This window comes from Fictibacillus nanhaiensis, from assembly GCF_036213205.1.
GTDB classification, from domain to species: Bacteria; Bacillota; Bacilli; order Bacillales; family Fictibacillaceae; genus Fictibacillus; species Fictibacillus nanhaiensis_E.
Genome location: NZ_JARMFC010000001.1, coordinates 589,768 through 603,665 on the forward strand (window position 1 = coordinate 589,768; position 13,898 = coordinate 603,665).

The 13,898-nt window shown below is 39.6% G+C and carries 15 protein-coding genes; 1 reads left to right on the top strand and 14 read right to left on the bottom strand.

Annotation, left to right across the window (positions count from 1 at the left end):
* Window positions 1–505 precede the first annotated feature (505 nt).
* The 13 genes from P4V41_RS21615 to P4V41_RS03030 form a co-directional block, all read right to left on the bottom strand.
* Complete coding sequence (locus P4V41_RS21615) at window positions 506–742, bottom strand: flagellin (RefSeq protein WP_419181277.1); 237 nt, start codon at window positions 740–742, stop codon at window positions 506–508.
* Between the two features lie 219 nt (window positions 743–961).
* Window positions 962–2,233 (bottom strand): flagellin, encoded by a 1,272-nt coding sequence (locus P4V41_RS02975; RefSeq protein WP_328083341.1) that lies wholly within the window; start codon window positions 2,231–2,233, stop codon window positions 962–964.
* 146 nt (window positions 2,234–2,379) lie between these two features.
* Window positions 2,380–2,607 carry a carbon storage regulator CsrA gene (gene csrA / locus P4V41_RS02980; protein ID WP_328083342.1) on the bottom strand — a complete coding sequence of 76 codons (228 nt, stop codon included), beginning with the start codon at window positions 2,605–2,607 and terminating at the stop codon, window positions 2,380–2,382.
* A gap of 3 nt (window positions 2,608–2,610) precedes the next feature.
* The gene (gene fliW, locus P4V41_RS02985; RefSeq protein WP_328083343.1) at window positions 2,611–3,054 is read right to left on the bottom strand and encodes a flagellar assembly protein FliW; all 444 of its coding nucleotides are present in this window, start codon (window positions 3,052–3,054) and stop codon (window positions 2,611–2,613) included.
* Window positions 3,055–3,081: 27 nt separating this feature from the next.
* The gene (locus P4V41_RS02990; protein ID WP_328083344.1) at window positions 3,082–3,636 is read right to left on the bottom strand and encodes a DUF6470 family protein; all 555 of its coding nucleotides are present in this window, start codon (window positions 3,634–3,636) and stop codon (window positions 3,082–3,084) included.
* A 64-nt stretch (window positions 3,637–3,700) separates the two neighbouring features.
* Window positions 3,701–4,597 carry a flagellar hook-associated protein FlgL gene (flgL, locus tag P4V41_RS02995; protein ID WP_328083345.1) on the bottom strand — a complete coding sequence of 299 codons (897 nt, stop codon included), beginning with the start codon at window positions 4,595–4,597 and terminating at the stop codon, window positions 3,701–3,703.
* Between the two features lie 10 nt (window positions 4,598–4,607).
* Window positions 4,608–6,143 (bottom strand): flagellar hook-associated protein FlgK, encoded by a 1,536-nt coding sequence (flgK, locus tag P4V41_RS03000; RefSeq protein ID WP_328083346.1) that lies wholly within the window; start codon window positions 6,141–6,143, stop codon window positions 4,608–4,610.
* Between the two features lie 18 nt (window positions 6,144–6,161).
* Window positions 6,162–6,620, bottom strand: a complete 459-nt coding sequence (locus P4V41_RS03005) for a flagellar protein FlgN (protein WP_328083347.1) — start codon at window positions 6,618–6,620, stop codon at window positions 6,162–6,164.
* A gap of 10 nt (window positions 6,621–6,630) precedes the next feature.
* Window positions 6,631–6,897 carry a flagellar biosynthesis anti-sigma factor FlgM gene (flgM, locus tag P4V41_RS03010; RefSeq protein ID WP_328083348.1) on the bottom strand — a complete coding sequence of 89 codons (267 nt, stop codon included), beginning with the start codon at window positions 6,895–6,897 and terminating at the stop codon, window positions 6,631–6,633.
* A gap of 85 nt (window positions 6,898–6,982) precedes the next feature.
* Window positions 6,983–7,378 (bottom strand): TIGR03826 family flagellar region protein, encoded by a 396-nt coding sequence (locus P4V41_RS03015; protein WP_328083349.1) that lies wholly within the window; start codon window positions 7,376–7,378, stop codon window positions 6,983–6,985.
* An 82-nt stretch (window positions 7,379–7,460) separates the two neighbouring features.
* A complete protein-coding gene (locus P4V41_RS03020) occupies window positions 7,461–8,171 on the bottom strand; it encodes a ComF family protein (RefSeq protein ID WP_328083350.1) in 711 nt (236 codons plus the stop codon).
* On the bottom strand, window positions 8,168–9,664 hold the full coding sequence (locus tag P4V41_RS03025; protein ID WP_328083351.1) for a DEAD/DEAH box helicase: 1,497 nt from the start codon (window positions 9,662–9,664) through the stop codon (window positions 8,168–8,170). The genes P4V41_RS03020 and P4V41_RS03025 overlap by 4 nt, the downstream gene beginning before the upstream one ends.
* Before the next feature lie 49 nt (window positions 9,665–9,713).
* The gene (locus P4V41_RS03030) at window positions 9,714–10,562 is read right to left on the bottom strand and encodes a DegV family protein (protein ID WP_328083352.1); all 849 of its coding nucleotides are present in this window, start codon (window positions 10,560–10,562) and stop codon (window positions 9,714–9,716) included.
* Between the two features lie 469 nt (window positions 10,563–11,031).
* On the opposite strand from P4V41_RS03030, the gene P4V41_RS03035 reads away from it, so the two are divergent.
* Window positions 11,032–12,825, top strand: a complete 1,794-nt coding sequence (locus P4V41_RS03035; RefSeq protein WP_328083353.1) for an ATP-binding protein — start codon at window positions 11,032–11,034, stop codon at window positions 12,823–12,825.
* A 329-nt stretch (window positions 12,826–13,154) separates the two neighbouring features.
* On the opposite strand, the gene P4V41_RS03040 is transcribed toward P4V41_RS03035, so the two are convergent.
* Window positions 13,155–13,886 (bottom strand): response regulator, encoded by a 732-nt coding sequence (locus tag P4V41_RS03040; RefSeq protein ID WP_137792006.1) that lies wholly within the window; start codon window positions 13,884–13,886, stop codon window positions 13,155–13,157.
* Window positions 13,887–13,898: the final 12 nt, after the last annotated feature.

Below are 13,898 nucleotides of genomic sequence, written 5' to 3' on the forward strand. Positions count from 1 at the left end.
TGGAAAGTTCATCAATATCTTTAACGTCTAAGATTAAAAGAGTATCACGAACATAAGATTCACAATAAAAAAGCATAGCTAATTCCTTTCAATTTTATCTAAATTACAAAAAGGTCGCCTGATTACAGACGACCTTTCTTTTTAACGAAGAAGTTGAAGAACTCCTTGTGGTTGTTGGTTCGCTTGCTTCGCGACTATGTCTTTCGATCATAGAATAGACTATATCTTCACCCTTACATTTAAGGGGCTGGGCACTTCGAACGGATTAACCGCCCTACGGAGTTCATTGTCATAGCATTTGCCTTAGACAGTATCTCCTAGTCGTTGAACGTTCTCCAGAGTTTCCTCTTAGGAGCTTCGCTGCTGATTATCCAATCCTTTTATTTTTCAACCCGTCACGCTCACCGTTTCCAGTCACGTTGTGGGATAAAAGGTTCTAAGGAAGTTCCAGCAATTCACCCAGTCGTACTCTAACCCGTTACCAAGTTAGACGCCCTTCTCACCATTACCTTAAGAGTTGTAAAACTCCTTGAGGCATTTGGTTCGATTGAGCCAACATTGCTTGTGCTGCTTGAGATAGAATAGAATTCTTCGTTTGGTTCATCATTTCTTTCGCCATCGTGCGAACATTTACTTTTATAAATGACCAGACTATATCTTCACCCTCTATAAAAGTAGGGGTTGGGCACTTCGGATTCACAATGCTGATGACCATTGTTTCACCTACGGATTTCATCACCATAGCTTTCGCCTTAGATGGTCTATCCTAGTCGTTGAACCTTCTCCACTCTTTCAAGACAGGAGCTTGGCTGCTGATTGCCCAATCTCTTCTTTTGTTAAAGCCATCACGCTTGTCGTTTCCAACTACGTTGTGGCAAGAAAAGCTCTAAGGGGTTTCCAGCAATTCACCCAATTATGATCTCTAGCCGTTACCAGCCAGGACGACTGTGCTTGTCACTACTTAAGCAGCTAAAGCATAATCTACGTCACGGATACGAGATTCCGCAGCAGTTAGGTTTTCTGAAGATGTGTTCAAGTTATTAATTGAATGCTCTAAACGGTTTGAATATGCCCCTAATTTAGAACGTTCTGCTGATACTGATTGGATTGCTTTGTCCAAAGTTGAAATTGCTGTAGAAGCTCCTGATTGAGCAGTTACATCTAGACCATCTACCCCTAAAGCAGCTGCTCTCATATCTTTAATAGAGATGTTCATTTCTTGGTTTTCATTCGCACCAATTTGTAAATTTAAAGTTCCATTTGATGTCACAGTAACAGTGGTGTTAGCGACGTTTGAAAGAGCTCCATTAACTTTTAGCTCTAAACCTTTTGCTGCACCATCTAGTATTGTCACAGTATCTCCTTCTGCTTTATAGCTTGTAAAGCCTGACGCTGCAGTAACTGTTGCATCACTACCACTTGCTGTCGCTAACCCTGCTAATGCCCCACTAACAGCATTCACTGTGAATTTTGCAGAACTCCCTTTGTCATTAGTCACTAAAGAGATTCCTGCACCATCAGTATGAGAAGCCTTAACACCAATACCCGCATCATTAATGGCATCTAAAGCATTTTGAACAGTATCAGTAGCTGCAAAATCAAATTTCGTACCATTGATTGTTATTGATGAAGCCGCACCTAATGCAGTTGTAGAAAGAGCAAATGTTGCTGTAGTAGCGTCTGTAGCAGCAGTTGCTACTGTCGAAGCACTAAGTGTAATGGAAGCTCCTGCAGTTGTGTCACCTGTACCACCAATAATACTAAGTTTCGCTGCATCACCAGCATCAGTGTCAGCTACTGAACCACTAACAGAGGCTCCACCGTTAATAAGTTTTTTTGTATTGAATTCAGTTGTATTACCAATTCGATCTAGTTCTGAAGTAAGCTGGTCTATTTCTTTCTGTATTTCTTTACGATCATCAATTGTATTAGTATCGTTTGAAGATTGTACAGATAATTCACGCATACGTTGAAGTATATCGTGAGTTTCGTTTAATGCACCTTCAGCAGTTGAAATTAATGAAATACCATCTTGAGCATTTTTGGATGCCATGTCCAAACCACGAATTTGGCCTCGCATTTTTTCAGAAATGGCAAGACCAGCTGCATCATCACCAGCACGATTAATACGAAGACCCGAAGATAGCTTTTCCATTGATTTTGACTGACCAGTAGCTGCACTGTTCAACTGACGATAAGTGTTAAGCGCCGCGATATTGTGATTAATTCTCATTTTTAATTTCCTCCTTGAATGTGTTCCGCCCACGTCCTTGTGGTTGGATTCTTTTAATGAAACACGCGTACTTTTACGGCCGTTAAAAGTACTGCTTGTTCCTACATTCGTTATATCGGAGTAATTAGAAACATCTTTAATGGGTTTTACGTGTTTTTTAACTTTTTTAATGCTTGGAATGTGTTAATTGAAGTGCTCGCTGCTTGGCTGTTCTCTTGTTGGATAGATAGAAAGACTTCTTTACGATGAATCTCTATCTGTTTAGGAGCCGAAATTCCTAATTTTACTTGATCACCATCTATGGATAACACAGTTAATTCAATATCTTCCCCAATTTTAATCACCTCTTGTAATTTTCGGGTTAATACAAGCATTCGTTAACCCTCCTGTCCGACAATGCTAGTTTCTAATAATACATGTCTTGTTCGGTATTTGTTATCAGTTAATACCACTTGCTTTGCCAAGTTTTCCTTTACATTAATCACTACTGGTGCTTGAAGATTACCTGTCGATTTTTCTAGTGGTTCTTGAATCGTTAAGATGACCTGAACCAACACATCAGATTCTTCTTCTATCTTTAATTGTTTTTGTACCGATTCTATTAATTCAAAATCATAATCCTTAAAGAACAAAAAAGGATTTGTAGTAAAAAAAGCTAATTCTTTAGTGGACACCGATTGAAGTGTTGAAAATGGAGTTCCTTCCATCGGAAGAAGAACAAAGTGTTTTTCGTCTTCAAAACCAGGTAAACCTTGTTCAAAACGTAATATATCTTCCTCACATATCTCTATAATTTCTTCAAATTTTGTATGAAGTATCATCGCAATCACCCTTTACCTTTTTGGTTATTATGCAGTCAAATTAATTGTTAAAGAAGGCATTTGTTCCATACTAACGTTTACCTTACCAGGAGTGTACTGATGCTGTGGTCTATTAATCGTAACATCAATCTCTGGTTTGTGAGTCTGCCAATTTAGTTGAACTTTACTTGGTTGATAATTAATTTTCACACTATTTGCTCTTGGAATAAAGCCGATGTTAAATTCATACATCGGACTTTCACTGTTCATTTTCGCATGTTCCGCAATTGGGTTGCCACCGTTCTCTACACTCATCAAGTCATCGCCTTCTTGAGACATGCGAGCTAGGCCTGTTAGCCAATCCTCATATCCTTGTTGTGCAAACTCTTCTATTCTCCGTGAAATGTGTTTTAAATCCATATCAGCCCAAGCTTCTGTTTGATCGATGGTTAACTGACTTGGTGTTCGATTCACTTCTAGTTCTGCTTTTGGCTGTTTGATTTGCAAATCAGCAGGAGCTTGTTGGATTTCTTGAACAGGCTTCTGTGTTTGTAGTCCTATTCTAGCATTCGTTGATTCTAATCTAAGTTGAGGAACATTCATTATTGATCCCTCCAAAAGGTTTAATTGCAAGAAAAGAGCTATCACAAGGATAGCTCTCTTAGATTTATCGTAAAAAGTCCATAAGTGTCGGTTGCATGATGCGAGATCCAACCCCTAATGCCGCACGGTGTAAACTCTCTTGCATCTTTAGATCTGTAATCACACGCTCGATATCCGCATCTTCATTATCAGAAAGTATACGATTCGCTATGACTTCTTGCTCGCCAATTCGAGCATCAATTAGTTCTACACGATTGTATCTTGCCCCTAGTTCAGCACGTTCGGCAACTAAGTTATTAATATGTGAATCTAACTTATCTAAAAATCCACCAATGTCTTCTCCTGAAGTACTTTCAAGGGCTTTCTTCAATTCATTAATATCCCCAAATAAACCACTTTCAGGTGGACCAGCCGTATGTGTAAATACGTTTTTAGGGTTGATGTTAACTGCTACTTCAATACCTTGAGATAATGCTAGATTAACTGAATTTTTATTTTCCGAAACAGATGGTGTCTCGCTGAGATCAACTGGTTTATTCGTAGTATCATTTCCATTAAAAATGTACTTCCCTGCAACCTGTGTGTTGGCGATGGAAACGAGATGTTCTTTTAATTGCTCAATCTCTTTTCCAATCATACCTTTTTGAGATTCTTCATAGGTTCCGTTACTTGCCTGAACGGTCAACTCACGAATTCGTTGCATCACACTTGTTGCTTTATCAAGTGCAGCATCACTATTCTCCATCCAGTTGTACGCTTCAGATAGGTTACGCTTGTATTGCTCAACCTCGGTTAAGTTTGTTCGGTATGTCATGCCTTTCATCGCAACGACCGGATCATCCGATGGACGGCTAATCTTTTTACCTGTTGTTAATTGTTCTTGTGTTTTGGCCATACTTTCATAGCTTTTACTTATATGGCGTAGCATATTATTAGATAACATCGATTGCGTTACACGCATTTACTTGCACCTACCTTCCGCCGACACCCAAGCCGTTAATGATTTTGTCTAGCATCTCGTCGATTACTGTAATGTTTCGAGCAGATGCGTTATATGCATGTTGAAACTGAATCATGTTTGTCATTTCTTCATCTAGAGAAACACCACTTACAGACAGGCGGCGTTGTTGAACGGAATCCGTCAATACAGCTGAGTTGTTCGTTAAACGAACAGCTTGCTGTGCATCAACTGCCATCTTCCCGATTGCGCCTTCATAAAAGCTTTGTAAGGATGATTTACTACCGGGGAAATTTAGTGGCGCATTTTTTACATCACCTAGAAGTAATGCGTTACTTCCATCCCCACCAAACTTGTTAGTCGCAGCTGCGATGTTATCCAACTCCTTCATGTCATCATGAAGTTTGAGTAACTTTGCTGCACCATTAGGATTTACTGAGTCAGTCACTCCTCCAAGGTCGAAGAAGTTATAGCCGGTATGAGCATTTGCCTCAATCTCCGATAAACTCCACCCATTAGAGTGAACTTCATTAAATTCTGTCGCAAACTGAAAAGCCATTTGATCAAGGTTTGCAAGCATTTCTGGATAGATTCCTTTAACAGAACCATTGTCGTTATAACCATAGGACTCTATCAAACCTTGTAGCTTACCGCCCGCAAATTTACTGATAGTAATCGGAACACCGCCCACTTCCACACTATCAGCTAATCCATTTCCACCTGCTGCATCATCATATTTAATTGAAAGATGCTTAACCGTTCCACTTGCAGAATCTACTAATGTGAACTCAGTACCATCTTTATCTTTCATCTTAATATCATAAAGTCCGGCAGCTAGTGGATCTGGTTTGCCGCCACTTGGTTTTGTAGTAACTTCTACATTTAGTAGAGTGGATAAACGATCTACTAAACTATCTCTCTCATCGTAGAGTGTGTTTGGAAGATAGCCGTGTGGCTCAACCTCACTGATCTGTTTATTAATGCTTTGGATATCGTCTAGTAGAGCATTGATCTCTTTTGTCGTGATATTTGCTTGCGACTTTATGTCATCTTGAATGGAAGTTAGTGAGTTGGATAGATAATTAAACGTTTCTGCTACTGCCAATCCACGCTGGCGCACAACCGAACGTGCACCTGAATCTTCAGGGTTAACTGATAGATCTTGAAGTGATTGCCAAAAGCGGTCAAGGGTTTTCGCCAAACCATTGTCAGATGGTTCATTCATGATGTCTTCCATCTTCTCTAACGCTTCACTTCTCGCATCCCAATACCCAAGCTTGTTGTTCTCTCCTCGAAACTGAGTATCAAGAAATCCTTCGCGAACACGCTGTACCGATCCAGCCGCGACACCCGTTCCCATCTGCCCAGGAATTTGCGGACGGTTCATGCTCGCAGCCGGATACGCTTCAGTTTGAACAAAGTTCACTCTTTGACGGCTATACCCTGGAGTATTCGCATTTGCTATGTTGTGACCTGTCGTTTGAAGAGCTGTTTGCTGTGTAAACATTCCTCGACGGGCTGTTTCTAATCCATGAAAGGTTGAGCGCATTGTAATTCCTCCGTAGGTTTAAGCTTTTGAATCAAAAAGTGATGCTGCGGTATTCTGATAAGGATTTTTTTTCGTCTGGTTATAGGTAACCGGTTCACTTTGAGGTTGCATCATACTAAGTGACATATTCACATATTGAAGTGACTGCTCTAGCAACTCTTGATTGAGTTGGTTTCTATTCTTTAATGCATCATAGAGATCAACCAGTCTGTTTTGCAGGTTCAACAATCGTTCTTTTTCAGGTTCTTCTACTTGTTCTAAAACATCACCTAACGTGACATTCGCGAACTTAACAAGTCTTTCTTTTTCGATTTGTTGCAGTTTCTTCACTTGAAGGTCTTCTTCTTTTAACAAAATATCTAGTGACTTCATATCTCCTGATTTAAGCACTTCTGTTTTCCGTTCTCCAAGAGTTAGAAGATCTGTGTGGGATTGTAACAAACGTTCAAGAAGTGATGTCATCTGTGCCGTTTCCATGAGATCCTCCCTATACCTGCTTGTAATGTTGAATAATGGAAGCTGCTGTTTTAGAAACATTGACTTTATATGTTCCGCTATCCACTTGTTGTTTGATCTCATTCACTTTATTCATCCGGTCTTGTTCAAATTTTGAGGAAGACAATAGTTTCTTTGCTTCATCAGAAATTTGAATCTCATCTTTTTTGTATGCAGCCTTAACATGATTATCTTTCATATGGGGCACCTGTTTTGTGTATGGGTTATTTTGAATAGAGTTAAAATGATTAATTCGCATTTTTAGTCACCTCATTTAGAGACTTTAATCTATTTAATGTATCGGCTAAATCATAAAAATCTTTAAGTAATGAAAAGAAATTAGGTTAATTGTCATCAGTATGGTAAGAAGGTAATGCTTCTTCTTGTTTTCTTCTGATCAAGTCCTCAATCGAGAGCTCTGATTTGATACGAGTTTTACACTCCTCGCATAAGCGGCCATCGTTAATTGGCGCTTGGCAGCCATCACACGGGTATGTGAAGTTCGGGTATCCTTTTACACGAATTCTTCCTTGGTGTATGAAATAGATGATCTTACTCTCAGCAACCGCTGTTGATTCACTCACTTCTACGATTGTGGCCTTTCGATTCTCACTTTTTCTAAGAAATCGATAAACTTTATCATAATCCTGTTCTTCTTCTCGAAAGCACGTATCACACTGTTCACGTATATATTTCACAAAAAGTTTGCCGCACTGCGGACAGTTCATTAAATTGTCCATATCGCTTCCCGCTCCTTAACACTTCTATCTTCTGTATATATCGGATTTGAGCGAGCGAGTTTTAACAGGTCATTCGTTTTATTTATCGTGCTAGGGTAATTGATGATACTTCTTTCGCTCCTACTTCAATCAGGACTTTTGCCGCATAACGTAAAGTGCTTCCTGTTGTGTAGACATCATCCACTAGAATGACTTTCTGCTCTTTTACTTTATTAGAGTCTACAACCTCAAACGGGTTCTCTTTTTGGGACAAACGCTCCTCACGCGTTTTTTTACTTTGTTTCTCTTCATGTGTTTTTCTCTTTAATAGGTTTTCTACTGACTTATTCAATCCTTCTGCCAAAAGCTCAGATTGATTAAACCCTCTTTCATAATGTCGCTCCTCACTTAAAGGAATGGGAACAAAAATTGTATTACGAGAAATCCTTTTAAATTCTGAACTCATTACTGGATAAAAGGCTTTAACGATTTCAGCATCTCCACGATATTTCAGCTTAGCTATGATTTCTTTCATATAGTCGTTATAGACATAAAGTGACCGATTTTGCTGTAGAATGCCGTTCCAATCCTCGTTTTCCTCCCAACGAATGCAGTCAAAGCAACTATCACCCTGTCGATATTGCTCGGGAAATACTGAAAAGTCCCGACCGCATATTCTACATATCTCACCGTTAATCCGCACTAACCTTCCTTCACAGTCTTGGCACAATAGTGGTGATTGCTTTAAGCCGATCAGCGCTTCCCATGACCAAGCCTCAGAATATGATTCATGACAGTACAGGCAATAACTCAAATTCCAGCCTCCTTGTTCATGTTCTTTATGTGATTGATTGCTTGTATCATACTGAGTGATTTACCGTAATGAAAAAGAAGTACCTTACCGTTATGATCATCCTTACTTCTCCCCGCTCTTCCTGCAATTTGAACGAGAGCACTTTCTATAAACACGTCATGATCAGCACCAAAAACGACTACATCTAAAAAAGGAACCGTAACTCCGCGTTCTAGTATGGTCGTTGTAATTAAAAACTGAATATCTTCATTCCTAAACTGAGTCACTTTTTCTTTCCGCATTGGGTCTTCTGCATGAACACTGTCAACTGATACATTAACGATCTTTTTTATCAATTCTGTCAGCTTTTCTAAAACGATTACGGAAGGCACAAATATCATTGCGCGTCGTCCACTATCAGCTTGAGATTTCAAAAACTTAACAAAATGAGCTGGCAGTTTTCCACTTTCTAACCTCTTCTTCCACTCACCACCCCAAACCATTTTTGGTACAGGTAATGGAAATCCATGAAACCGCCTTGGGATTTTCACACATGGTAATCTCCCATTCATAGCTGCTTTTTTCATCGTTCTAGAAGGAGTAGCAGATAAATAAAGAAGAAAGTGATTTTGTGTAACGGCACGAGATACTGCATTCTGAAGGGTTTTATCGTACGAATAAGGAAAAGCATCGACTTCATCGACGATCATGATGTTAAACGCTTGTTTAAATCGGTATAGCTGATGAGTGGTTGAGATGACGAGTTGAGCTGGTACTTCACGTTCTTCTGATCCACCATAATAACTCGCAACCAATGTGTTTGGAAAAACTGCTTTTAAACGAGGAGTTAACTCTAGTACAACATCCGTTCGAGGAGTTGCTATACAAACACGAAGTCCGAGGTTTAGTGCTGTTTCAATTCCTTCAAAAAGAACTTCAGTCTTTCCCGCTCCACACACCGCCCAAATTAAAAGTTCACCCTCATTTCCGATTCGCTCCACAAATTCCTGAGATGCTACTTGTTGTCCACTCGACAACTCCCCATTCCAGTGCAGAATATTTTCATGTGACCACTTCACTTCAGGTCCACTCCACGACACCAATGGAGTACACTCGCTCACTCTTCCCATCATGATACAGTTCCGACAGTACGCACAGTTATCACTCTTACAGCGAAAACAGGAAAAACTCGCAAACATACGACTCTTCTCATTTCCGCATCGGCTACATACATAACCGTAAGAAGTTTTACTAACACCAGTGGAGTAATTCACATAACCGTTCTCATAATGCCGTTGAATTTGATCTACTGTAAAAGATAATTCATCAAATAGAAGTTGCTTACCAAAGAGGATTTGTTGAAGTTTCTTATTATACTGAAATGTTGGATTAAAGGGAGGTTGCTCTACCACAGGAAGTTCACTAAAAGGGACAGCTTTCAAAGAGGAATCATTCACAAGAATTTCAGGGGTTATGGTTAAACGGTTGTTTAAAAAAAGGGAGACAAACCTCATTGTGTTGTCTCCCCCAGTGTTAGAGATTTCATTTTCATCTCTCCAATGTTTATTCTTTTATCCACGTAATGCCGAGTGAGCCTTCACCTAAGTGCGTGCCAATTACTGGTCCGAAATAGCTAACCCACACGTCTGCGTTAACAAATTTTTCACGCAGCTCTTCAGCGATTTCAACCGCTTCATCTTCACGTTTAGCATGAATTACACTAATCTTCACTTTGTCATTCGGCTTTACGTTTTCATCCATGATATCGAAAATACGTTTTAAGGCTTTTTTCTTCGTACGTACTTTTTCAAACGGAACAATCTTTTTGTCTTCAAAATGAAGAATCGGTTTGATCTGAAGCAGATTTCCTACGAAAAGTTGAGCTGTGTTCAAACGACCTCCGCGGTGAAGATGATTTAAATCATCAACCATGAAATAAGCTGGTACTCCGTTGTTCTTCATCTGCAGCAGATGATTCATAATGTCATAACCGTTCGAACCTTCACTAGCGAGTTCAGCAGCTTTCAACACGTAAAAAGCTTGAGGTGAACAGCTGATCTCTGAATCAAACACATGAAGCTTGATTCCTTCTACCATCTCACCCGCTGCTACCGCACTTTGATACGTTCCGCTGATTCCACTCGATAGTGTAATCATCACAGCTTCATCATAGTTTTTAGATAGCTCTTCTAATAGTTCTACAAGCTCACCGATAGCAGGCTGTGATGTTTTAGGAAGGGCTCCTTCTTTACCAACCATGTCGTAAAAATCATCTGCTTTTATTTCAGCTTCTTCTTTGTATGTTTCTTTATCAAAAACCACGTTGAGCGAAATCATTACAATATTTTTTTCGTTGCGGATATGTTCGGGTATGTAGGAAGTACTGTCTGTAATGACGGCTACCTTGCTCATAATTTTAGTCCTCTCTTATGCCAAAAATCTTGTTTTTTTCTCCTCTAACAGTGTACACCATCAGAAAAAGTAATTCACTAAATTCAAATTTACTTACACTAAGTATTCTCTTTTTTCTTCCACTATCCTTTATGTGCTTTTCACCTGTTTTCTGCAAAATGAGAAAGCACCATTCAGTTTGAAGTGATTCTGCATAGTTAACATTTTTAATTCTGGTTTGTGAGGGACATATTTTTTCGGGATTCCTATTTTTTATTTTAAGGCATTAGAACTCTATTGGTGTCCCCTACTACTTCAACCGCTAATAAGTACTTTTTTACTAATTATCCAAACCGTTTTCTACACTATTGTTCATTATTAAGCACACGAATTATTAATCTTTTTAAAAGTTTTTTTCGAATGAAGAAGGAATTTGTCGGATATGGAAGAAATTAGAATGTGAGACATGTTTTAAAGGGGGCTAGGACCATTGGATCATAATCTATATATCGTAATACTCTCTCTATTCGTTTGCTTTCTGTTTGCCTTAATCTCACTTGATTGGGCAGTTAGACGTACAGAAGAGCAAAAATCGCAGCAACTATTCTTATTAATAGGTTCTGTTACAATGGGCATTGCAATCTGGGCAACTCACTATATGGGGATGTTATCCATCCAATATCCTGTTCGCGTTAACTATAATTTTTTAATCGTTACCGCAGCACTTGCTGCAGGTATTTTCTTCTCATATGTATCGTTCTTGCATTTTACCTCTCAAAGACCGCAGAATAAACTCTTTGTATCCGTTAGTTTATTTAGCATCGGCTTAATATCTGTCCATGTGATCGGATTGATGTCTATGCACTTGCATATGCCGCTGAAACCCAATCTCATGTTTATCTTACTTTCCATTTCTTTCGCCTATTTATTTTCATGGCTTGGCTTCTATCTACTCACCAAAAGAAGTTTTTCAGCCAGGAAAGTTTCTGCTAGCCTCTCCTTCACTATAGGTGTTAGCCTTATGCACTATATCGGTGAGATGGGTTTAATGACCGGAACACCTACTTTCGATTGGCATAGCAGTTTTCCCATCAACAATATCAACATGACCGCTACTTTACTGGTATTCGGCGCTACAACCGTTGTATTGATTCTATATATTTTAGAACAACGAAACCAAAAAAGACTCGTTGAGCATCAATTTCAACTACTTGAATCTGAGCACCGATATAACTCACTTTTTGAATTGAATCCTGAAGGCGTTTTTGTAATTGGTCCAGATTTGAACTTTATAAAAGTAAATTCTTCACTTGTCCAAATTACTGGCTATTCACTAGAAGAGCTGCACGCTATGCCGTATACCAATCTTTTAAAAGAAAATGAAATCTCACATTCACTGGATTACTTACGTAGAGTGATTGAAGGAGAAACAATCAAACATCCACTAACAATCATCCATAAAGAAGGGCACGAAATAGAGCTCGATATTACGAGCATCCCTTATTCTATAAAAGGTGATATGACCGCTGTAATCGGAATCGCAAAAGATATGACAGCCATAAATGAAGCACAGAATTTTAAACAAAGAGCAAACACGCTCGCCTATGTTGGAGAACTCGCGGCTGGTCTTGCTCATGAGATTCGTAACCCTCTTACTTCAATAAAAGGGTTCGCGCAATTGTTTCAATCTCAAAATACGACAGAAGAAACGCACCACTTCCTTGGCATCATGCTACGTGAAACAGATCGGATCAACTTTATTATCAGCCAACTTATGATCTTAGCTCGGCCACATATGATCTTAAAAAGTGACCATGACTTAACCAAGGTCATTAAACGCTCGCTTAAATTTATAGAAGAAGAAACAGACTTTGAAACCATTTCGCTACACCTTGATCTGCCAGAGCAACCTGTAACATTAAAATGCGAAGAAAATCTAATAGCTCAACTCATTTTAAATATTGTAAAAAACGCATTAGAAGCGACACCTGCATGGGGTAACATCTTACTTCAGCTGAAACAAACGAATGGAAACATCACGATCGCCATTCAAGATGATGGACCCGGCATCCCCGAGCACCTCCTATCAAAGCTCGGACAGCCGTTCTATACAACAAAAGAAGGCAACCCTGGACTCGGCCTCCTAATTTGCTACCAAATCGTTCAGAACCACGGAGGAAAAATGAGGATCGAATCAAAAGAAGGCTACGGAACAAAAGTCTCACTAGAATTCCCAATAAGCGTTCCGTCAGAAGAAAAGGTACTTGAGATGAGCTTAAGTTAATTTGGCTTCTTTCAAAAACGATAGCTGCTGAAAAATATTTTTTGTTCTTTCAACTCCTTAGAAAGTTAATTGAAGTGGAAGATGCGAGACTCCTGCGGGACAAGCGGTCAGGTGAGACACTTAATGGCGCAAAGCGGCAAGTGGCTCACCGCCTGCCCCGCGGAAAGCGAGTATCTGCAACGGAAATTAACAGCTAACATCTACCGTGACATACCAAAAACCACCCACAAAGATTTTCAATATACATCCCCGCACCACCACACTCGCTCAAAAAAAAACAAAACAAAAAAAGACCTTCACATTCGAAGGTCTTTTCCCCTAAAATCAAATCAACGTACCTTAACCCAACCATTCTTGATCGCCTCAACAACAGCCTGCGTACGGTCATTCACATTCATCTTCTGCAGAATATTACTCACATGGTTCTTAACCGTCTTCTCACTAATATAAAGCTCTTCCCCAATCGTACGGTTGCTGCGTCCATCCGCCAATAACTGAAGAACCTCACACTCACGACGCGTTAAGATATGAAGTGGCTTACGGTACTCCACTTCAACAAAACCAGCTTTGTTTTGCTGCGTTTTATTCGATGTCGATAAACGACGGAATTCATTTAATAGGTTATACGTAATCTTCGGATGAAGATAAGCTCCACCATCCGCAACGACACGAACCGCTTCGATCAATGAATCAGCATCCATCTCTTTTAGGAGGTAACCAGATGCACCTGTTTGAACCGCATGTGACACATACGTCTCATCATCATGAATTGAAAGGATAATCACCTTCGTATCAGGAGACTTCTCAACCAATCGACGTGTTGCTTCTACACCGTTGATGTTTGGCATATTGATGTCCATCAAAACCACATCTGGATTATGATCGCGGACGATATTTTCCGCTTCTGAGCCATCATCACCTTCAGCAACAACAGAGAATTGATCTTCCATATCTAGAATACGTTTTACTCCTTCACGGAACAAACGGTGGTCGTCGATAATCGCTATTCTTGTTTTCTCAGGTGCTGAGGCGTTATTTTCGTACACATTAACATTATTCATGTGTGAACCCTC

Coding starts and splice junctions, on each gene's coding strand:
- P4V41_RS21615 (WP_419181277.1), bottom strand. CDS start 742: ATGGTGATGAAATCCGTAGGTGAAACAATGGTCATCAGCATTGTGAAT.
- P4V41_RS02975 (WP_328083341.1), bottom strand. CDS start 2,233: ATGAGAATTAATCACAATATCGCGGCGCTTAACACTTATCGTCAGTTG.
- csrA (WP_328083342.1), bottom strand. CDS start 2,607: ATGCTTGTATTAACCCGAAAATTACAAGAGGTGATTAAAATTGGGGAA.
- fliW (WP_328083343.1), bottom strand. CDS start 3,054: ATGATACTTCATACAAAATTTGAAGAAATTATAGAGATATGTGAGGAA.
- P4V41_RS02990 (WP_328083344.1), bottom strand. CDS start 3,636: ATGAATGTTCCTCAACTTAGATTAGAATCAACGAATGCTAGAATAGGA.
- flgL (WP_328083345.1), bottom strand. CDS start 4,597: ATGCGTGTAACGCAATCGATGTTATCTAATAATATGCTACGCCATATA.
- flgK (WP_328083346.1), bottom strand. CDS start 6,143: ATGCGCTCAACCTTTCATGGATTAGAAACAGCCCGTCGAGGAATGTTT.
- P4V41_RS03005 (WP_328083347.1), bottom strand. CDS start 6,620: ATGGAAACGGCACAGATGACATCACTTCTTGAACGTTTGTTACAATCC.
- flgM (WP_328083348.1), bottom strand. CDS start 6,897: ATGCGAATTAATCATTTTAACTCTATTCAAAATAACCCATACACAAAA.
- P4V41_RS03015 (WP_328083349.1), bottom strand. CDS start 7,378: ATGGACAATTTAATGAACTGTCCGCAGTGCGGCAAACTTTTTGTGAAA.
- P4V41_RS03025 (WP_328083351.1), bottom strand. CDS start 9,664: ATGAGGTTTGTCTCCCTTTTTTTAAACAACCGTTTAACCATAACCCCT.
- P4V41_RS03030 (WP_328083352.1), bottom strand. CDS start 10,562: ATGAGCAAGGTAGCCGTCATTACAGACAGTACTTCCTACATACCCGAA.
- P4V41_RS03040 (WP_137792006.1), bottom strand. CDS start 13,886: ATGAATAATGTTAATGTGTACGAAAATAACGCCTCAGCACCTGAGAAA.